The 20920-nt window shown below is 57.8% G+C and carries 18 protein-coding genes; 13 read left to right on the forward strand and 5 right to left on the reverse strand.

The features are described 5' to 3' along the window. The first annotated feature begins 58 nt into the window (after nucleotides 1-58). A complete protein-coding gene (locus AAE514_RS10240; protein WP_347331439.1) occupies nucleotides 59-1657 on the forward strand; it encodes a cytochrome c oxidase subunit I in 1599 nt (532 codons plus the stop codon). Next, entirely contained in the window at nucleotides 1644-2285 is a 642-nt protein-coding gene (locus AAE514_RS10245) for a cytochrome c oxidase subunit 3 (protein WP_347331440.1), read from the forward strand. The genes AAE514_RS10240 and AAE514_RS10245 overlap by 14 nt, the downstream gene beginning before the upstream one ends. Before the next feature lie 306 nt (nucleotides 2286-2591). Here AAE514_RS10245 and AAE514_RS10250 read toward each other — a convergent pair whose 3' ends face one another. Genes AAE514_RS10250 through AAE514_RS10260 form a run of 3 tightly spaced genes read right to left on the reverse strand, consistent with a single transcriptional unit; the run spans nucleotide 2592 to nucleotide 7132 of the window. Further along, on the reverse strand, nucleotides 2592-4658 hold the full coding sequence (locus AAE514_RS10250) for a methyl-accepting chemotaxis protein (RefSeq protein ID WP_347331441.1): 2067 nt from the start codon (nucleotides 4656-4658) through the stop codon (nucleotides 2592-2594). A gap of 57 nt (nucleotides 4659-4715) precedes the next feature. Continuing rightward, nucleotides 4716-5978, reverse strand: coding sequence for a substrate-binding protein (locus AAE514_RS10255; RefSeq protein WP_347331442.1), 1263 nt, complete (start codon nucleotides 5976-5978; stop codon nucleotides 4716-4718). An 8-nt stretch (nucleotides 5979-5986) separates the two neighbouring features. Next, on the reverse strand, nucleotides 5987-7132 hold the full coding sequence (locus AAE514_RS10260; RefSeq protein WP_347331443.1) for a DcaP family trimeric outer membrane transporter: 1146 nt from the start codon (nucleotides 7130-7132) through the stop codon (nucleotides 5987-5989). Between the two features lie 307 nt (nucleotides 7133-7439). Between AAE514_RS10260 and msrA the strand changes: the two genes are divergently transcribed. From msrA to AAE514_RS10280, 4 genes are all read left to right on the forward strand, one after another. Beyond that, nucleotides 7440-8012, forward strand: a complete 573-nt coding sequence (gene msrA / locus AAE514_RS10265; RefSeq protein WP_347331444.1) for a peptide-methionine (S)-S-oxide reductase MsrA — start codon at nucleotides 7440-7442, stop codon at nucleotides 8010-8012. A gap of 114 nt (nucleotides 8013-8126) precedes the next feature. Continuing rightward, nucleotides 8127-9770: a methyl-accepting chemotaxis protein gene (locus AAE514_RS10270; RefSeq protein WP_347331445.1), complete on the forward strand. Its 1644-nt coding sequence runs from the start codon at nucleotides 8127-8129 to the stop codon at nucleotides 9768-9770. Nucleotides 9771-9839: 69 nt separating this feature from the next. Next, nucleotides 9840-11204: a UDP-N-acetylmuramate:L-alanyl-gamma-D-glutamyl-meso-diaminopimelate ligase gene (gene mpl / locus AAE514_RS10275; protein ID WP_347331446.1), complete on the forward strand. Its 1365-nt coding sequence runs from the start codon at nucleotides 9840-9842 to the stop codon at nucleotides 11202-11204. A gap of 53 nt (nucleotides 11205-11257) precedes the next feature. Next, nucleotides 11258-11869, forward strand: coding sequence for a flavin prenyltransferase UbiX (locus AAE514_RS10280; protein WP_347331447.1), 612 nt, complete (start codon nucleotides 11258-11260; stop codon nucleotides 11867-11869). Between the two features lie 89 nt (nucleotides 11870-11958). Here the strand turns inward: AAE514_RS10280 and waaA are convergent, their stop codons facing one another. Together waaA and AAE514_RS10290 are read right to left on the reverse strand one after the other, a co-directional pair. Then, entirely contained in the window at nucleotides 11959-13227 is a 1269-nt protein-coding gene (gene waaA / locus AAE514_RS10285; protein ID WP_347331448.1) for a lipid IV(A) 3-deoxy-D-manno-octulosonic acid transferase, read from the reverse strand. Nucleotides 13228-13284: 57 nt separating this feature from the next. After that, entirely contained in the window at nucleotides 13285-14184 is a 900-nt protein-coding gene (locus tag AAE514_RS10290) for a LysR family transcriptional regulator (RefSeq protein ID WP_347331449.1), read from the reverse strand. 100 nt (nucleotides 14185-14284) lie between these two features. Between AAE514_RS10290 and AAE514_RS10295 the strand changes: the two genes are divergently transcribed. From AAE514_RS10295 to tatC, 7 genes are all read left to right on the forward strand, one after another. Then, nucleotides 14285-15865 carry an NADH-quinone oxidoreductase subunit L gene (locus AAE514_RS10295; protein ID WP_347331450.1) on the forward strand — a complete coding sequence of 527 codons (1581 nt, stop codon included), beginning with the start codon at nucleotides 14285-14287 and terminating at the stop codon, nucleotides 15863-15865. Continuing rightward, nucleotides 15862-18330 (forward strand): YbcC family protein, encoded by a 2469-nt coding sequence (locus AAE514_RS10300; RefSeq protein ID WP_347331451.1) that lies wholly within the window; start codon nucleotides 15862-15864, stop codon nucleotides 18328-18330. Before AAE514_RS10295 ends, AAE514_RS10300 begins: the two co-directional genes overlap by 4 nt. A 150-nt stretch (nucleotides 18331-18480) precedes the next feature. Further along, entirely contained in the window at nucleotides 18481-18888 is a 408-nt protein-coding gene (gene hisI, locus AAE514_RS10305) for a phosphoribosyl-AMP cyclohydrolase (RefSeq protein ID WP_347331452.1), read from the forward strand. A 38-nt stretch (nucleotides 18889-18926) separates the two neighbouring features. Next, nucleotides 18927-19286 carry a phosphoribosyl-ATP diphosphatase gene (locus AAE514_RS10310; RefSeq protein WP_347331453.1) on the forward strand — a complete coding sequence of 120 codons (360 nt, stop codon included), beginning with the start codon at nucleotides 18927-18929 and terminating at the stop codon, nucleotides 19284-19286. Nucleotides 19287-19297: 11 nt separating this feature from the next. Continuing rightward, a complete protein-coding gene (tatA, locus tag AAE514_RS10315; RefSeq protein ID WP_347331454.1) occupies nucleotides 19298-19576 on the forward strand; it encodes a twin-arginine translocase TatA/TatE family subunit in 279 nt (92 codons plus the stop codon). Between the two features lie 38 nt (nucleotides 19577-19614). Further along, nucleotides 19615-20085 (forward strand): Sec-independent protein translocase protein TatB, encoded by a 471-nt coding sequence (tatB, locus tag AAE514_RS10320; RefSeq protein ID WP_347331455.1) that lies wholly within the window; start codon nucleotides 19615-19617, stop codon nucleotides 20083-20085. A gap of 8 nt (nucleotides 20086-20093) precedes the next feature. Continuing rightward, nucleotides 20094-20849: a twin-arginine translocase subunit TatC gene (gene tatC / locus AAE514_RS10325; RefSeq protein WP_347331456.1), complete on the forward strand. Its 756-nt coding sequence runs from the start codon at nucleotides 20094-20096 to the stop codon at nucleotides 20847-20849. Nucleotides 20850-20920: the final 71 nt, after the last annotated feature.

Below are 20920 nucleotides of genomic sequence, written 5' to 3' on the forward strand. Positions count from 1 at the left end.
GTGGCGCTGAACCAACACAAGGCAATCCAGCCCGACCCATTAAAGAGGACACCCGGCGGTGAGTAACAACGACGAGGCAAACAGCCCCAAACACTACCTGAGCGACCCCTGGAGCATTCGCGGCTGGTTACTGACCACCGATCACAAACGCATCGCCTGGATGTATGCGGTCTCCATCACCGGTTTTTTCTTCCTGGGTGGTATAGCGGCCCTGTTGATACGGCTGGAGCTGCTGACCGGCCCCGGAGACCTGTTCAACTCAGATACTTACAACGAACTGTTTTCGCTGCACGGTATTGTAATGGTGTGGTTTTTCCTCATTCCTTCCATTCCCGCCACTCTGGGCAATTTTCTCGTGCCGTTGATGATCGGCGCCCGAGATTTGGCCTTTCCCAGGCTGAACCTTTTGTCCTGGTACATCTACACACTCGGTGGCATTTTTACCTTAGGGGCGGTCGTCGCCGGCGGCGTGGACACCGGTTGGACCTTCTATACGCCTTTCTCCAGCCTGTTTTCCAACACTGCTGTCATTGCCGCGGTAACCGGGGTCTTTATCGTCGGCTTCTCGTCCATACTGACCGGGCTGAACTTTGTGGTCACCACCCACACCATGCGGGCCCGGGGGTTAACTTGGTTCCGCCTGCCGCTGTTTATGTGGGCAAACTATGCCACCTCACTTATCATGATTCTCGCCACTCCCGTTCTGTCGGTCACCCTATTGCTTATCGCCCTTGAGCGAGGTCTGGGCATCGGCATCTTTGATCCCTCCCTGGGGGGCGATCCGTTGTTGTTCCAACACTTGTTCTGGTTTTATTCTCATCCGGCGGTTTACATAATGATCCTACCCGCCATGGGCGTGGTCTCGGAAATCGTCGCGTGCTTTTCACGCAACCCCGTATTCGGCTATACCGGTATGGTTCTGGCGATTATGTCCATTGCTTTGTTCGGCTTTGTGGTATGGGGGCATCATATGTTTGTGGCGGGTCAAAGCCTGTATGCGGGCCTCCTTTTTTCCTTCTTTTCCTTCTTGGTGGCCGTGCCCTCCGCCATCAAAACCCTGAATTGGACGGCGACCATGTTTCGTGGCCGGGTGACGTTCTCCGCGCCGATGATTTATGCTCTGTCCTTTCTCGGCCTGTTTACCATCGGTGGCCTAACCGGTATTTTCCTGGCCGCTCTGGCCCTGGATGTGCACTTACACGACACCTATTTTGTGACCGCCCACTTCCACTACATCATGGTCGGTGGCGCCGTCACTGCGTACTTGGGCGGCCTGCATTTCTGGTGGCCGAAAATGACCGGGCGTCTTTACTCGGAACTGTGGGCGCGTGTCGCCGCCCTGGCGTTATTTATCGGGTTTAACCTAACGTTCTACCCACAGTTTCTACTGGGTTATGCCGGCATGCCGCGCCGATACCACAGTTACCCGGAAGCCTTTGAGCTGCTCCATATTCTCTCCACCCTGGGCACGGGTATCTTGGCCATTGGCTATTTGCTGCCGCTCGGGTACCTTCTCCATTCGCTCTTCCGGGGCGAGCGCGCTTCGGCCAACCCCTGGAAGGCCACCGGCCTGGAATGGAAAACATCTTCCCCTCCCCCTACGCACAACTTCGCCACCACGCCTGAGGTGAATGAGGCCGCCTATGGCTACCAATGACGTCGCTCACCATTTTGACAACGCCGAGCAACAAGCTCGCGCGGTCGCGCTCGGCATATGGGTTTTCCTAGCCACCGAACTGTTGCTTTTCGGGGGTCTGTTTTCTGCGTTCATCGTTCTGAAAGTTCAGCACACCGAGGTATTCTCTGAAGCAGCCACTCATTTGAGCCTGTTCTTGGGGACCTTAAACACGGCGATACTACTAACCAGTGGGTTAACGATCTTCCTTACGGAACAGGCGCTGCATGCCCAGCGGCGAACACTCGCAATAGGTCTCTTGGCCGCGACGGCTTTTTTGGGTTGCGCTTTTATCGGCGTCAAGGGCTACGAGTGGCACCATGAATATCAGCAGGCTTTGTTGCCGGTACTGGATGTGCGCTTCCACTATCCGGGAAGCGCTCCCGAAGTGGCCGAGCTGTTCTTCAACTTTTACTACATTATGACCGGCTTGCACGTTGTGCATATGCTCGTGGGATTGGGATTGCTCGCGGGGATGGGGGTAGCCGTTATTCGATGGCGTCAACCCAAAACATTGAACCGCCGAGCCACACTAATTGCACTCTACTGGGCCTTCGTGGATATTATCTGGGTTGTACTTTTCAGTCTGTTATATTTACAGGGGGCATAATATGCAATGGCGAACGGCACTACTGGCATGGATTACACTGTTGCTACTCTTGACGATCAATGTGGCCATTGCTGTATTCATGTCAGACTCTCTCTGGAGCCTGATTATAAATGGCATATCCACTACCGTAATGGCGGCCATTATTCTGATATTCTTCATGCGTCTAAATGACACGACAGCACTTCTACGACTTTTTTCGCTGGGTGGTTTCCTTTGGGTGGGACTTCTGCTCTTCTTCACGCTGATGGACATATACACACGCTAGCATGCTCCCAAAATCGGACCGTAAGTGCCTGACGGTCCCCCTTAGTGGTTCACTTTCCCTGTAACAGTAAACCGCTCCATAAGCCCTCTGTTCTCGCTAGCGATATGATCCAGTTTATTGAACGCATCGCTAATGTGGGTAGCGGCTTCTGAGTTTGACTCTCCGATCACGCGCAACTTATCCACACTTGTGTTAATGCCCGCGATGGTCGAGTCCTGCTCCTCCATGGAGGCCGAAATTAGATGAAGCATGGCTTCCGTCTCCGATACGGACTCGGCGATCGTTCCCATATCAAGCTGGGCTTCCTTGGCGGTAGCCACGCTTTGTTCCGAAATAACCACAGCGTCGTTAACCAAAGAGGTTATCTCTGCCGCCGCCTTGGATGCATGGGCTGCCAAGGTCCGCACCTCATCGGCCACAACGGCAAACCCTCTACCGCCCTCCCCGGCTCTAGCCGCTTCGATCGCAGCATTCAGTGCAAGCAAGTTGGTCTGCTCGGCAATATTTTGAATGGCCGTCACATTGCCGCTAATTGATCTGTTGTTCTCGCTGATCTTTCCGACCACCTCCATCACTTTTTCGAACTTTAGCTTTCCTTGTTTAACGGCCTCGACCGCCTTCTGTGCATTTACGTTGGCATTGTCTGTGTTTTTGGCAACGTCGGTAATAGCCGTTGAGCTGTGATGAAGGGCCTCACCCACGCCAGAGATAAACTCAACCTGTTCGTCCGCACCCGACTTAACCGTCGAGCAGGCCTCTCGGATATAGACAATCTGCTCTGTTAATAATCCTGTGGAACCAGAAATCTCTTCCACGGTACTCTCCATGGAGCTTAGAGAGTGATTAATGTTATCCACAAGTAGCTTAATATCACCATCCGCCTGTTTATTGATTCGGCGAGTGAGGTTCCCAGAGGCCACGTCGTCCATTACTGCGTTCACCTCACCCAGGGTTTCATGCAGGGAGGCCAGCAGCCCGTTAAATTGCTTTACCGCTTTGCCAACCTCATCAGAACTCATGACTTTGGCCCGCAGAGAGAAGTCACCACTACGCTCCACACTGGTAATGGTTCCCACAAGCGACTTCAAGGGGCGCATAATGACGCTAGACAGGACATAGGTCGCCAGAGCCCCAAGAACGAGGAAAAGCCCCGCGACGTAGGCCAGGCTCCGCGTAGCACCCGCGAGCCTTGCCTCGGAGACGTCAGTGGACAAGAAGGTGGCCACCACGGTTTCGGGGCCAAAATCGAAATCAACAGAAGACAGCTGGGCGTAGTACTGATTACCATTCGACCCGAGTGTCGTCTGAACCTTTCCACCCTGGTTTTCCAGGGCATTCAACGTATCTCGCTGCAATCGGTCTATCGGTGGGTAAACGCCACTCATATACTCGCCGCCGAGATAGAGGTTGATTTTTACCTCGGTTAATTCCGACATCGACTGAGCCAGTTTGTCATCAAGAAAGGTGCCGGATATGATGGAACCAATACCGACATCCTGATCATAGGCGTCGTAAACCTTGCTCTTGTATAGCTGAACCACCTCACTTTGAATGGCCTGAATGCCTATTCGGTCAGCTTCAGAGCGAGCGCGAACCAACCCACCCACGCGCTCTGGAACCGTTGCTGATCGGGGCTCCTCGTCGCCGGTGGCGGTCACGTACTGACTGTTTCCAATCAACCACCCTTGCCTATTATTGTTCAACGTATAGAAAGCGAGAACAATTCCTTGGTTATCGACCACAACAATTTGATCCACATTATTGTTTCGGGCGCTGCTCTTTATGATATCCGCGATATTTTTGGCAATACCGACATAAGCATCATCGAACGCGGTATTATCACCCTCTTTAAGAAGGTCATTGAGGATCGAGAGTGCAGTATTGAGGTCATCGTTGGCCCTTAGGGTTGAAACCGACTCAGTTTGTCTTCTGCGAACCTCCTCAAGCTGCGAGCTAAAGATTCGCCCCCCGACCATCACCTTCTGGTGGGCGTCCTCCGCGAACCAGTCAGCCGACTGGTTGCGCAGGACAACTACCACTGAAGCCAGAGAGACGATCATTACAAGAATGAACGTTAGCAACAGCTTCAGATTCACCGATAACTTCATAGTCTACCCCCAACAACGACCTTCTTATAATCGTTCTACGCTTATGCGGGGCCAGCACTACTGAAGAGTGGCCGGCTTACCCGCCTTTTTACGAGCCTCTACCCACTCTTCTTTTGTTCGAGCGGCCTCCTCACCCGGCATGGAGGCAATAATTTCAAAGTAATCCTGGTTGAACTTGTCCGCTAAAACCTCCGCCTGTGGCTTACCCTTGACCGCGTACACGGACTGCACGCTTTGGTGGTCAAACGCTCGCCAGGTTTGAGCGTCTTTCAGAAGGGTGTACTCATGCCCTTCCAGGGTTTTTATAAGATCGGCGGTTTCAAAGGACTCGGCCCGTTCTACCGCTGCCTTATACTCGTACAGTATGGTGTACGCCGAGGCGCCTGAAGTAGAGGGGTAGCCTTTATATCGCTCTGCGAAATCCTCTACGAATTTCTTGCCCCTGGGGTAGTTCTTCTCATACGGTAAATTCCAGGACCAGGGCAAGGAGCCGACTACCCCCTCCATCACCTTCGGACCGGCGCTTTCAGCCATCCCCAGAGTCAAATTGGGAACCACCACTTCCATGGACCGTTTAAGCCCCATGCGGGTCGCTTCATTCAGCGCTACGGCCATATCGTTACCAAAGAGCACCAACACCAACACATCGGGTTTGCTGGACTTTGCGAGGGTCAGCGCCCGGTTAAAGTCCCTCGCCGTGGCCCCGGGGAAAGGGGTTTTTACGCCTTTGTGTTTCTCTTGATCAGTGGTGTCACTGAATCTCCGGATAGACTCCTCGGTAGACCAACCCCAGGTATAATCCGCAGTAACGTAATAATAGCTTTTCCCCGAAAAGTTCTCTTTCAAATAAGCCGATAACACCTTGGCGGCCATCCACGCGTTATTACTCTCACGAAACATATGAGTATGGCCTTCGGTGCCGGTGGTCGCGTTGGAGTAAGTTAACGTGCCGAAGTAAAGCGTATCTCGCTCTTTGGCGGCCTTGCCCCCGGATATGGCCACTGCGCTGGAAGAGCCACCAAACACCATCTTCGCGCCGTGTTCGTCGATTAGCTCCGCCACATTCGTGGCGGATTTGTCTGCCTGGGAGGCGGTATCCATTTTCACAAGGCGGATTTTCTTACCCAGAATGCCACCCTCGCTATTAATTTCCTCTACCGCCATGTCAGCCGCTCGGTTCTGAGCCAAACCCTGGACCTGATAAGGCCCCGTCTCCGGGTAGTTCAGGCCGATAACCACTTCATCTTCGGCGGCGGCCATACCCGTTACGGTAAGGAGGGCCGCGGTCGCCGTTGTGACCAGAAATAGACGTATGTTCATATTAGCCCCTAGAATGCGTATTTAGCGGAAAATTGGAGACGATTTAAGGTGCCTTCAGCACCGGAGTTCACCTCTCGGGTGGCCGTCATAAACTCCACGCCGGTCGTGATGGGCGCCACGGGCGAATAAAGAAGGTTGAGGTGGAAGCTTTGACTGGTCTCCGTACCGGCATATCCCACCGGCTGGTCAGCCGAAAATCCGGATAGAGTGATATTGGAACGCCACTTTTCGTTCCAAAAGTGCCGGTAGGAAACAAAGCCGGCGGTTGAATCGATGGCCTCCAGCTCATTGTCACCATTGAGGTAGGCACCGTTTGCGGTGTTGAGCCCCAAGTACCGGCCCAGCCCTGTACCGGAGGTCAGCATAAATCGAATGTCGTTGGCGTCCCCAACCCCCACTTTTCCAGAGAAACTGATACCAACGCTGGTTTCATTGGAGTCGATGTTCGCGGCAGTATCCTCATAGCGCAGTTGACGCGCAATGGCGGCGACCACAAGGTCCGCTCTACCCGTACTGAAGTTATAGCGTGCCACTAAATCTGGCATAACGCCGTCATCGGTCGCCACTCTACCGCCTGCGGTCGTCACTGTTGTTTCCGGGTTTTCCGCCGCAAACTGCCAGTTTCCGCTGGTATAACGAACCATCGCCTGCCGTCCAAAGACAGTGCCTTCTGCAGGGCCCACAAAGTCCAAATTCTCCGCCAGTGCGGAAACATTTTGGAAGGTCGTCCACGTTTGCCCCGCGAGCCAGTTGTTGTACTTAACGAACGCATGCCTTACTCGCGGTTTGTAGCTGTTCGATATTCGCTCGTCGCCGTCACTTCCTGTTAACAAGTCGAACTCAACATAGCTCGTAATGGTGTCGCCCCCATCAATGTCTCTACTGCCTTTTATAAAGAGCCGCGTCTCTTTCATATGGAAATCGGTTCTTGCGGACTCCGACTCCCCGCCCACGGGTACCGTGCCGGGGATATAGAAATCTCTGCCTATTGTTCCGGCACCCGGGTCGCCATCGGCATAGTTACTGAGAAGGGCATCCAATTTGACATACCCCCCGAGTTCAATCACGGCATCGTCAGCATGAGCGTGGTTGAACGCGCCGAGAAGGCAGCACGAACCAAGCGTGACGCAGGTTTTTAACTTACGGTTAATCATAATGAGATAGCTCCTTACGACCCTAAAGAAATAGAATGACCTTCTACCGTAAGTATAGGGAAGATTTTGACGCCAAAGTAAAAGCTCACTTATTGTTTCGTTATGAGAAGTTGTGGCTCCGCCGTTTTTGGTTATTAGCAGGGCCGACTCTGACGCCCAGGGAATTTTTGCTGCCCCGACGTGATCTCTTGCGCCTCTCAACGGCGCCCTCCCACTCCCCCCATAAAACCAATAAAAAGAGATCCCGCACGAATAATTAAACGTATTCGCTGTCAAACTCATACCGATCCGACAAAGGAGGCCAACCGTGAGCCGTTTGACGTTGTTGTTGCTACTTCTCGCCCCTTTCGCGCTCGCCGAAGACACTGCTGAGGCCGTTTTCGCGGGCGGCTGTTTTTGGTGTATGGAGCCCCCCTACGATGAACTTGAGGGTGTGCTGGAAACCACCTCCGGCTATACCGGCGGCCACGAGGCGAACCCGAGCTACGAAGCCGTGGTAGCTGGTGGAACCGGTCATTATGAAGCGGTGAAAGTAACTTACGATCCTTCTAAGGTGGACTACCAAACGTTGCTGGAAGTGTTCTGGCGCAATATTGACCCTCTCGACCCCGGGGGCCAGTTCTGTGACCGGGGAAGCTCTTACCGAGCGGCCATTTTTTACGGCACGCCCGAACAGGAACAATTGGCCCGGGCCAGCAAACAAGAGGTGGAAAACCGCTTTGACCAGCCAGTGGTCACCGAGCTGCTCGCGGCTTCCGAGTTCTACCCGGCGGAGGAGTACCATCAAAACTACTACAAAAAGAATCCGATCCGTTACAAATACTATCGCTTCCGTTGCGGCCGAGAGGCACGACTGGAAGAGCTTTGGGAGGACCACTAGCCCCTCCTTATCGTGCCCCTATCAAGCTCTGCGCGTCGCCGCCGATAACCTATAATCACCTGCGGAACACTTACGCAGCTGATATAACCGGTTATCGCATTGGGGCGCTCTCTTATGTCATTTTTACGTCAATACACCATCTCTCAGCGTTTGATAGCTGTTATTGCCCTTACCTTGCTCGTAGTGGGAGGACTTACCGGACTTTTTGCCAGCCACCACCACAGCAGCCTCCTGGACTCGCGCGCGGTCAAGACGCGGCACTTGGTCGAGGCAGGTATTTCTGTGATGGAACACTTTTACCAACAGGAGAAGAGCGGCGCCATGAGCCGGGAAGAAGCCCAGCGTGCCGCCAAGGAGCTTCTGGGGTCCATGCGCTACGGTGACAATGATTACTTCTGGATACAGAACCGAGACCTGGACATGGTCCATCATCCCTTCAGTCCTCACCTGGATGGGACCGACATTTCCGGGATCGCCGACCCCGGCGGCAAACATCTTTTCGTGGAAATGGAAAAGGCAGTTGCCAACCAAGGCGACGGTTTTGTTAACTATGCTTGGCCCAAGCCGGGTTTTGATAAGCCCGTGGATAAGGTCTCTTATGTAAAGGAGTTCGGCCCGTGGGGCTGGGTGCTCGGCTCCGGCATCTACCTTGACGATGTGCAAGAAGATTTCTGGGCAGCCATGGCCTCACCGTTGGTATTGGTGCTCCTTGGCCTTGCAGCACTGGTGGGACTGACACTTTTAGTGGCGCAAAGCATTGTCGGGCCGCTCAAACACACCGTAAACGCCATGGAGGACATCGCCAGCGGCGAGGGTGACTTAGCCCAGCGGCTTGAGACCGAGGGAAAAGACGAGCTGGTTCTGCTGGCCCAGGGGTTCAATCGTTTTTCAGACAAGCTCTCTGGGGTGATTGGTAATTTAGGAACCCTGGTCTCCCAAAACCGGGAAATCGCCCAGCAGGCCAGTCAAGCCATGGCGGACGCCAGAAATTCCTACGATCAGCAGAAGCGTGAGCTGGACACCGTCGCCTCGGCGATCGAGGAAATGAGCGTTACCGCCCAAGACGTCGCTCAGCGGATTACCGAATCCGCCAACGCGGCCCAAACAGCCAGCCAGGACTCTAGTGCCGGCCAGGAAGACGCCCAGTCCACCCGAGATGCCATGGAAAACCTGGCCAGCGATATTGAGCAGACCCGCAAGGCCATGACCCAGCTGGATGAACAGTCCGGGCAGATCAGCGGCGTACTGGATGTCATTCGCGGCGTGGCCGAACAGACCAATCTGCTAGCGCTGAATGCCGCCATTGAGGCGGCCCGAGCCGGCGAGCAGGGCCGAGGGTTCGCGGTCGTGGCCGATGAGGTTCGCACTCTGGCCAGCCGCACCCAGAGCTCCACGGATGAAATCCGGGAAATGATCGACGCGCTGCTGAGCAATACCGCGCGGGCCGTGGCCTCAATGAAAACCAGCCACGAGCAATCGGAGAAAATGCGCACCCAGGTCGACGGGGTTAAAAATCGGCTAACCACCATCAACGACTCGGTCACAACCATCACCGACATGACGCACCACATCGCTTCAGCCGCCGAGGAGCAGTCCCAAACCGCCAACACCATAGCGGCTAGCCTGAGCCAGCTGAGCAGCCTGAGCGATGAGATGCTAGTGGAGCTCAACGACACCGCCGGCAACACCGAGACGTTGAATGAAGTGAGTGAAAGCCTGGAGCAGTTGATCGGCCAATTCAAAATTGAACAGAGGTAAACCGGCACCTACTCCACAGCGGCATGAAGGCGTACACTTAGTCCTTTTCAGGCAAGCTAACGAACCTTTATGCATATTCACATTCTCGGTATTTGTGGAACGTTTATGGGCAGCCTGGCGCTGCTGGCACGGGAGCTCGGCCACCGGGTGACCGGGAGCGACGCCAACGTCTACCCGCCGATGAGCACACAGCTGGCGGAGGCCGGCATTGAGCTGCTTCAAGGGTATCACCCGGAGCATCTGGAGCCGGCACCGGACTTGGTGGTCATCGGCAATGCCTTGAGTCGGGGCAACCCCGAGGTGGAAGCCGTGCTGGAGCGGGGGCTACCCTACACGTCCGGGCCGGAGTGGTTGCGCGAGCAAGTGCTGCCGGGCAAGTGGGTACTGGCGGTGGCCGGTACCCATGGCAAAACCACCACCGCCAGCATGCTGGCATGGATTCTCGACTACGCCCATATGGCACCGGGCTTTTTAATTGGCGGTGTCACCCAAAACTTCCCCCAGTCGGCGCGCCTTGGGGCAACGCCCTTTTTTGTGGTGGAGGCGGATGAGTACGACAGCGCCTTTTTTGATAAGCGCTCAAAGTTCGTCCACTACCGCCCTCGCACTTTGGTGATCAACAACCTGGAGTACGACCACGCCGATATTTTCCCCGATCTGGCCGCCATTCAGCGCCAATTCCACCACTTGGTCCGCACCGTTCCCGGTGGCGGGCAAATTATCACCCCCAGTGAGGCGCCGGCGATCGAGCAGACCTTGGAGCAAGGCTGCTGGACACCGCGCGAGTGCTTCGGGACCGAGGGGGCCCAGTGGCACTTTCGCCTGATCAACACCGACGGCAGTGCCTTTGAGGTGCTGCATCAAGGCGAGGCGGTTGCCGAGGTGAGATGGCCGCTGACCGGCCAGCACAATGTCATGAACGGCCTGGCCGCTCTGATCGCCGCCCGGCATGTGGGCGTAACACCCGAGATTGGCGCCGAGGCGCTGGCGCAGTTCAAGGGCGTTAAGCGTCGCATGGAGTGCTTGGCGGATGTGCACGGCATTCGGGTGTACGATGATTTTGCCCACCACCCCACGGCCATCAGGACAACCCTGGCCGGTCTGCGGGCCCAGGTGGGGGAGGAGAAGATTATTGCGTTGGTTGAGCCGCGCTCGAACACTATGCGGATGGGTATTCACCGGGAGGCCCTTAAGAATGCGTTTTCCGATGCCGACGCGGTGCTGTGGTATCAGCCGAAAGAAAGCGACTGGGATCTGGAGGCGCTGGTCAACCATAGCTCGGTGCCCGCTCAGCTGGAGCACAATACGGATGAGATGATTCACGCCGCTCTGGCACTATCGGAGAGTGGTAGCCATATTGTGATTATGAGCAATGGCGGGTTCGATGGCATTCATCAGAAGTTGGTGAATCAATTGAATCGGCATGCGTTGTAAGCTTGGGTAATGGCGGATGCGCAGGCTTATCCGCCACAACAACAGGAGAGACCATGGAATTTGAGCGCACAGTGACACTGGCCATGACCGGCGCTTCCGGCGCGCAATATGGTTTGCGGCTGCTGCAATGTTTGCTGGCGGCGGATTGTCGGGTGTATTTGCTGCTCTCCAGCGCCGCCGAGGTGGTCATTCGCACTGAGACCAACCTCGAGCTGCCGGCAGCTCTGGAGGAGCAGCAATTGATGTTGAGTCAGACCTTCGGGGCGGAGGATGAACAGCTGTTGCTGTTTGGCCGTGAGGACTGGTTTTCTCCGGTGGCCTCCGGTTCCAGTTCGGCCAGTTCCATGGTTATCTGTCCCGCCAGCGGGGGTAGTCTGTCGGCCATTGCCCACGGGGCGAGCAACAATCTGATCGAGCGGGCCGCCGATGTGGCGCTGAAGGAGCGCCGGCAATTGATCCTGGTGCCCCGGGAAGCTCCCTACTCGGAAATACACCTGGAGAATATGCTCAAGCTCACCCGCATGGGCGCGGTGGTGGTGCCCGCCAGCCCGGGGTTTTATATGCAGCCGAGCCGGGTGGAGGAGCTGGTGGATTTTGTTGTGGCGCGCATTCTCGACCAGTTGGGGCTGGAGCAGGACTTGATGCCCCGCTGGGGGGAGGAGTAAGTCCTATTAGCGCGAAGCACGTAATCCGACGAAAGTGGCACAGAGCGTTGGCAGCGGCGTGGGGCTTACGGGGTTGCGCCCCGCGTGGGTTATAAATAGCGCCGAATGAGGTTCAGGGTTTTCTCCAGGGCGCCGCGATTGGCCTCCGCCACTTCGCGCGCCGCGTTGCCCCGGGCACTGCGCAACTCGTCCAAGTCCAGCAGTTCAATCACCGCCTCGGTCAACTCCTCGGCATTTCCCACGGTTTTGAGCGCACCGGCATCGGAGAGCAGCTTGGAGACTTCAGCAAAGTTGAACTGACTCGGCCCGCTCAACAGCGGCAAACCCCAGGCGGCGGCCTCCACCAGGTTGTGCCCGCCATTGGGAATGAGCGAACCCCCGACGAAGGCCACATCGCTTGCCCCATACATGGCCAAGAGCTCCCCCATCACATCCCCCACAAGTACTGAGACCTCCGCCCCGAGCGCTGCATTTTCACTGCGGCACGCCACTTGAAAGCCGCGCTCGCGACACAGTTGGGTGACCGGCTCGAACCGCTCCGGGTGGCGGGGCACCAGCACGAGCAGGGGGTTAGTCGCCATCTGACTTCGCACGCGGCCAAATGCTTCCAGGATCACTTCATCCTCGCCGCGGTGGGTGCTGGCGGCGATCCATACTGGGCGACTCACTTCCGGGCGCCACTGCCGCCGCAGGGTTTCGGCGTGCCGACGCACACTCTCCTCCAGGGTCAGGTCGAATTTGATATTTCCAGTAATATGGGTGGTCTCCGGCCGCAGTCCCAGGTCCTGAAACCGCTCGGCATCCGCCCGATTCTGAATGCACGCCTCGCTCAATTGCCGAAGCATGGGCCGGGTAAGGGAAGAAAAACGGCTGTAACCGCGGGCCGAGCGCTCCGAGAGCCGCCCATTGATCAGTAAAGTGGGGATTTCGCGGCGGTGGCATGCCGCCACCAGGTTCGGCCAAAGCTCGGTTTCCATCATCAGCAGCATCCGGGGCTGTACCCGCCGCAAAAACCGGCTGACCGAGCCGGGCAAATCAATCGGGGCGTAAGCGTGATGGACCCGGTCACCAAACAGTGCCGACACCCGCTCGGAGCCCGTGGGTGTTGTCGTTGTCACCAGCAGCGCGAGCTCCGGCTCCTGTTCCAGGGCCCGGATCAGCGGCTGCGCCGCCAATACCTCGCCCACGGAGGCGGCGTGCAGCCACACCAACGTTCTTTCCGTTGCCAACGGCCCCACCGCGCCGAACCGCTCACCCCAGCGCCGCTTCCAAGCCGGATTCCCCCTCGCCAGCCACAACAACCGCAACAACAATAACGGTGTTAGTAGATACAACAACAATGAATACAACCAACGCATGCACAACACCCCAAACCTCATGACCGTGACAGGATACCACTGCGCCCCGGCGCACGGCTAAGCCAGGTCTTTCACCGGCCGGGCCAACAGCTCCGAAACCAAGCTGGGCATAAACTCTCGCGGCAAAGTAATGGCGTAGAAGTTTTCGTAAACATTGGGCAGTCGCTCGTAGCGGGCCAGTCGCCCTTGCTCTAGTTCGTCCTTCACCACCACCTCGGGAAGCACACTCAACGCGCCGCTGTCGCGGGCAAGTAGCCTCAGCATCGCCATGTCATCGGCTTCGGCGAGAATATCCGGGCGGTACTGGTGGAGACTGCAGTAGCCGTCAAACGCGCGGCGAATTTCGTGGTGTTCGCCGGGCAACACCCAGCGCAAGCCGCTATAACCCTCGGGAAAGGGGGAGGTCGGCGTACTCTGGGGGGGGCCGATGATCGACAACGGCTGGCGAGCCAACAACTGGCTCTGCCAGGCCGCATTCGGGGAACCCGACGGCTGCAGCTGGGTATTGGTGAGCACCACATCGAATTCATGGCGGGCCAGGCCATCGAGCAGGTTGGCCATGCCCCGGGCGTGCAGGCTGAAATGCACCTTCTGGCATGTCCGATGCAGCAGCGGCTGGATAAACCCCTCGATGAAATTGCGCGACATGGTGGAAAGCATTCCAATGCGCAGACGCTGATATTCGGGCTCGGTACCCCGACTGATCAGTGACTCAAGTTCTTCACCCTTGGTGAAAATTACCTCCGCGTAGTTAAACACCTGCCGCCCCGCTTCGGTCAATACCAGCGTGCGATTGCGTCGCTCGAACAGCGGCGTGTCCATCCGATGCTCCAACTGACGAATCTGCGAGGAGAGGGCACTTTGGGATAGATGCAGCGCCTCGGCGACCCGCGTCAGATTGCCCTCGGCGGCCACTCGCCAGAAGTAATACAGGTGATGATAGTTAAGTCGGGCCATATCGTTCTCTTTTAGTAAACGATTTATAAGTTTATATCTATTTTACTCTAAGATGCCGGCGCCTGATACTGCGCCCTCCATTCATCCACGGAGTCATGTCATGAATTGGAGTTCGCTGTTACCCGCCCTATTACTCTCTCTGGTGCCCGTTGTTCTGGCATTGGGGGCCCTCTTCGGCATTCGGCAAAACCCCGCAAGTGCCTGGCGTATCGCCCAAGGCGCCACCTTGATTGCGGTGGTTCTCTCGGCGGCGCTGCTAGGGCTCGGGCTGCTGGGGATGCTGCCTGCGGTCTCCGCCTGGTGGCAAAGCGCGCCCCTGAACCTGATCATGCTGTTACTTGCCAACTTTATAGGCTTTGTGGTGGTTCGCTATAGCGCCACTTATCTGCAAGGCGAGCCCCGCGAACAACGGTTCGTCGGCCTCGTCCAAGCCGTGTTTGCGGCGGTCAGCGTGACGGTGCTTAGCAACCACCTGCTGCTGTTCCTGGCGGCCTGGCTCAGTATCAGCTTGGCCATGCACCAACTACTGATGTTCTACCCCCAACGCCCGCGAGCCGCCCTGGCCGCCCACAAAAAATTCCTGTTCGCCCGCGCCGCCGAGCTGTGTGCTCTGACGGCTTTTGTGCTGCTGTACCTACACCACGGCAGCGCTCAGATCACCACCATCGTGGGCGCCTACACAACGCCAGGGGGGGCGCTGTCGGCCAGCGAACAGGTAGCGGCTTGCCTGCTCGGCCTGGCCGCGCTGATTAAGTGCGCCCAGTTGCCGCTGCACGGTTGGCTGATTCAGGTGGTGGAAGCGCCCACTCCGGTATCAGCTGCGCTCCACGGCGGGGTCATTAACCTCGGCGGCTACCTTTTGCTACTGTTTTCGCCCTTGCTGCTCCAGTCCACGCCGGCCCAAGCACTTATTCTGGTAGTGGCCGGAATTAGCAGCGTATTGGCGGCGTTAACCATGATGACGCGGATCAGCATCAAGGTGCGTCTGGCCTGGTCCACCAGCGCCCAGATGGGGCTAATGCTGGTGGAGATCGCTCTGGGCTTGGTGGAGCTCGCATTGCTGCACCTGCTGGCCCACTCCTGCTACAAAGCTTACGCCTTCCTCAGTTCCGGGGAAGCGGTGCAGCAAAACTTGCAGCGGCGTCAGGCCCCGGCCGCGCGGCCTACCACGATCCAATGGTTGGTGGCGGGTGGGCTGAGCATCGCGCTGGTCACAGGGCTGGCCGTGCTTGTCCGCTTCACGACCGACTCCTCCGCCTTCGACGCTTTCAGCCCCTGGGTATTGTTGACCCTGGCGTTAACCGCCCTGCTGGCGGAGCGACGCAGCCAAGGCACGGAGGGCTCCGGCACGGCCTTTTTCGCCCTGGCCGCGTTGATTGTAACCGCTTACTTCGGCCTGAAGTCCCTGTTTTCGGTGCTGCTGCCGACTCCTGAGCATGTGCCCTCGCTTTGGGCGGACCTCTGGGTCAGCGGGCTATTTATTGTGCTGTTCGTCGGCTATGGCCTTCAGCGTTACGGGCTACACCGCCGCCGCCTTCAAGCCCTAAACACTTACTTCTACGCCGGCTTCTATTTGGATGAGTGGGTAACCAAAACCACATTGAGACTCTGGCCCCATGACTTACCCAGTCGTATCCGGGCCAAACAACTGCAATCGGCTTCTCGCGAGGTGTCCCTATGACGGCGCACGAAAAAACCACTACCGCGGTGGAGATCGAAACCACCCTCACCCCCAACCGCCTCACCCCTTCGCAAGAGCGGGCGCTGGACCGTGCCTGCGCCAGCGTGGCACCCACCTGGCCGCTGGATCGATTGATCGCCGTAAACCCTTTCTGGACCATGCGAGGGGAGCACTTTGGAACCGTGTCCGCCCGCCTGTCAGCACTGGCTTATGTCCGTTGCCTCATGCCACCGAGTCATTACCTGGAGCGCTGGCAACAGGGTCAGATCACCGAGCAGCACCTGAAAAAGGCCGCCGAGCAGCTCGGATACCGAGGCAGCTATAGAAACCTGTTGGATGTGGTGAGGGAATTGAGCCGACTTCCCCATTGGCACAACATCAGTGACTTGGTGGACGCCCGCCGGGACCGGCAGCATAAGATGGCCTGGCGGGATGAAATCACTCACCAAATCAGCCAGTTTTGCGCGGCTTACTTTCAGGAAGATGGTCCGCTCAACCCCAAGCGTTTGAGCACTGCCCCATCCAAAAGCCTGTATCAACACTGGCTGGCCGTCACCAAGATGGACCGTGGCATCTCCATTTTGATGGATGAGCCCGGGCTGGACCAATATTTTGGCACTCTGCCCCCAACCGAGGCCGAGCTGTTCCAAGCCGCCACTGCCGAACTGGACACGGACGCCGCTCAGTTGGGCGACTATAGCCAGGCCCTGTTGCTGGACATCAACGGCTGGGCCGCCTGGGTGGCTTATGAGGACTGGCAAAGAAGCCTTTCCGAGCCGGACCGGGCGGCGACCACGACCGCCATGCGCAGCCTGCTGGCCATCCGCCTCGCCTGGGAGCTGGTGTTGTGGCGCTACATCCAGGCGGAGCAACCCTCGCAAGCCGAACGCCTTAGCACCCTCTGGCGCCGCGAGCTAGCGGAGCTGCCAGCTTTGGTTGAGCGCCACCGACGCGCCCAACAGCCCCTCTGGGTCTGGCAGGGCGCCTCTGAATTGGCCTACCAGCAGCCACTCCACCAGGCATTGAGTGAGTCGGTGCGGGCCGCGCCGCCAGCGACCACCGCCGCACTGCAGGCCGTGTTCTGTATAGACGTCCGCTCAGAGCCACTGCGCCGGGCGCTTGAACATCAGAACCCTGCCATCCAAACCCTGGGGTTTGCCGGCTTCTTCGGGCTGCCTTTGAGTTACCGCCCCTCCGGCTCGTCGCTGGAACAACCGCACCTGCCGGGCCTGTTGGCACCCCAGATTACCCTCAAGGGCGATTCACCGCCGGGCGCTCAGCGGTCGGCGAAAACATTGAACTGGCGGGCACGTCTCCAGGAGTGGAGCCAGTCAGCCACGGCCACCTTCAGCGCGGTGGAGGCCGGCGGCCTGCTGTACGCGGGGAAGCTCCTGCGCCGCTCTCTTGCCCCCAAAGCAAAGCGTGCGCCCCAGGCGATGGAGTCACTGACCTGGCAATGGCGGGACTCGGGCACGGCCTTGAGTTTGGCCGACAAAGTTCAGCTTGCCCACACCGCACTCACTGCCATGGGGCTAACCCGCGACTTTGCGCCCCATGTTCTATTGGTAGGGCATGGCAGCCACAGCGCCAACAACCCCCACGCCGCCGGGCTGGAGTGTGGCGCCTGCGGCGGGCAATCGGGGGAGGTGTCGGTAAGGGCCCTCGCCCGACTGCTCAATGATCCCGACCTTCGCACCGAACTGGCCGAAGCGGGCATTGAAATCCCTGCGCAAAGCCGCTTTGTGCCCGCATTGCACCACACCATCACCGACCGTATCGAGGTGCTGGAAAACCGCGACAGTCTCCCGCAGACGACGCGGCAATGGCTCGAAGAGGCTGGGGAACAGGCTCGGCAAGAGCGAGCGAAGGCCCAGGGCCTCGCCCCCGAGGGTGAGCGTCTCTTGGATACACTGGCGCGAAGGGAGGCCGATTGGGCCCAGACCCGCCCGGAATGGGGGCTGGCCAACAACGCCAGCTTTATCGCCGCACCGCGCTCAGTGACCGCGCCCATTGACCTCAAGGGGCGCAGCTTCCTGCACGACTACGACTGGCGCACCGATCAGGACTTCTCGCGCCTGGAGCTGATCATGACCGCTCCCATGGTGGTCGCTCACTGGATCAACATGCAGTACAACAGCTCCACGGCGGACAATCGCAAGTTTGGCAGCGGCAACAAGGTGCTGCACAACGTGGTGGGCGGGCATCTAGGCGTGTTCGAGGGCAACGGCGGGGACCTCCGTATTGGCCTGCCAAAGCAGTCGCTGCATAACGGCGAGCGCTGGATGCACGAACCTTTGCGGTTGAGTGTGTATTTGGCGGCGCCCGCCGAGGCGATTGAATCAATTATCCAGCGTCACGAATCACTGCGTATGCTCGTAGACAATGGCTGGCTCTACCTCTTCCAGTTGGACGACGTCAGCGGACAAATCCAAGCCTACGCTCAGGGGCGCTGGGCAGCGGCTTGAGGCAAAGCGGCAGTGCCAAGGAGGGCACCTTTCTACGGCCGAAGCGCCCCGCCCCAAAGGGTTGCCCCTACTTCCTTTGAGCGAGTCGTGACGCCATCCCCGCAGTCCTGCTACACTTCGACTCCCACTGAGCGCACCACAAGGCCACGAATGAGCGAGAATACCTCCCTAAATATCACCGAAGAATCACTCGACCAGGTAGAATGGAACGCGGACGGTCTGACCCCCGCCATTGCTCAGGATGCCGATACCGGCCGTATTCTGATGATGGCCTGGATGAACCGCGAGGCCCTGGCCCTGAGCGCCCGTGAAGGCCGCGCCGTTTACTGGTCTCGCTCGCGCGGGCAACTGTGGCGCAAGGGCGAGAGTTCCGGCCATGTGCAAGAGCTGCAGGGCATTTATTTGGATTGCGACGGCGATGCCATTGTGCTTAAGGTCAAGCAACTCGGCGGCATTGCCTGCCACACCGGGCGGGAGTCCTGCTTCTATCGGGCGCTGCGCGAGGGCCAGTGGCACGCCGTGGACCCGGTGCTGAAAGACCCGAAGAATATTTACTGATCTCCAAGGCACACCGACTAAAAGGCTTGATGCGACAAGTGAATACAGCTATACAGACCAAAGACGTCCTGGCGGAACTGACCCAGGTGCTAGAGGAACGCAAACAGGCGGCGGACCCCGCCTCCTCCTATGTAGCGAGCCTGCACGCCAAGGGCCTGAATAAGATTTTGGAAAAGGTTGGGGAGGAGTGTACCGAAACCCTACTGGCGGCCAAGGATGCCCACGCCGATGGCGATACACAGCACCTGATTGCGGAGACGGCCGACCTGTGGTTTCACAGTCTGGTCATGTTGTCGCACTTGGGCGAAAATGCAGACGCCGTGCTCCTCGAGCTGGCTCGGCGCTTTGATTTATCCGGCCACGCTGAGAAAGCCGCGCGGGCCAACACTGATAAGTAGAGGAAAAGGTTATGGGTTTTGGTGGTATTGGCATCTGGCAGTTACTGATCATTCTCGCCATTGTGGTGCTGCTGTTCGGCACCAAACGCCTGAGCAGTATCGGCACCGACCTTGGCAAAGCCATCAAGGGCTTCAAAAAATCCGTGAAAGACGACGATGACACCTCGGGCGAGCCGGAGGAGGGCGAACAGAGCGACGCCAAGCGCAATGTTGAGAACAAGACCGAGAGCACAGAGAGCACCGAGAAACAGTCGGAAAAAGCCGCCGCCGACGAAAAAACACGGCACTGAGTCCGCTCTGATGACTGACGTTGATGAAGGACGCCTAAGTGTTTGATATTGGCTTCTTTGAGCTATTGATTATCGCCATTGTGGGTTTGGTGGTAATCGGCCCCGAGCGCTTGCCCGAAGCGGCCCGCGCCGTGGGCCTATGGATTGGTCGGCTCAAGCGCAGCCTGCGAGATACCCGTAGCGAGCTGGAGCGACAGCTGGGGGCCGATGATATCCGCCGACAGCTGCACAACGAGGAGGTCATGCGCAGCTTGGAGGCCACCCGCCTCCAAGTGGAGGAAGCGGTCAGTGAAGGCAGCCTCGACAAGCCCCGACGACAGTACAAGGAAGAGCCCGAGCTGCCCGACCACGCTCATACCGCCGAGGCCGATGAAAGCCCGGCCCACACGCGGGACACCCATAGCGGCGAAGCCATTATTGACTCCGAGCCGGCGCGAGCGCCCGATCCGGATGCCGCCGAACCGGAAGAAACCGACAACACCGACAAACCGCGCCCCTCCTCTTCCTGAGCCCAAGCATGACCGTATCCTCTACCGATAAAGAGTTACCACTGGTCCAGCACCTGATCGAGCTGCGCAACCGACTGCTACGTATCGTCGTGATTGTGCTACTGATTTTTCTCGGCCTGTTCTATTTTGCCAATGACATCTACAGCATGACGGCGGCGCCGTTGCAGAAGTTCCTGCCGGAGAGCACCGGCATGATTGCCACTGATGTCACCTCTCCCTTTCTCGCGCCGTTCAAACTAACCCTGTTTGTATCGGTGCTGCTGGCCGCCCCCTTTATTCTTCACCAGATCTGGGCTTTTATCGCGCCCGGGCTGTACCGGCACGAAAAGCAACTGGCCATGCCGTTGCTGGCCTCCAGCGTGGTCTTGTTTTACGGCGGTATGGCGTTTGCCTATTTTGTAGTGTTTCCACTGATTTTTGGCTTCTTTACCAGCGTGGGGCCCGAAGATGTTTCGGTGATGACTGACATTTCCAGCTATCTGGATTTTGTGCTCAAGCTGTTTTTCGCCTTCGGCGTGGCCTTTGAAATTCCGATCGCCACCATTTTGATGATTCACGCCGGCATCATTACCCCCCATGGGATAGCCCAAAAGCGCCCCTATGTGGTGGTAGGCTGCTTTGTGATGGGTATGATGCTGACCCCACCGGATATCATATCCCAAACCCTCCTCGCAGTACCCATGTGGCTGTTGTTTGAGGCCGGCGTATTCTTCGGCCGCCTCGTGTACCGGCGAGACCAGCAACGCGAAGAGGCGGAAGAGTAGAGTGGTGGGGCGCGCGGTCCACCGCCGGCGCACTCCATAAGCCCCTCGCGCTTCTCCCTCCCCCTTATTGT

Source organism: Marinimicrobium locisalis (assembly GCF_039822625.1).
GTDB lineage: Bacteria > Pseudomonadota > Gammaproteobacteria > Pseudomonadales > Cellvibrionaceae > Marinimicrobium > Marinimicrobium locisalis.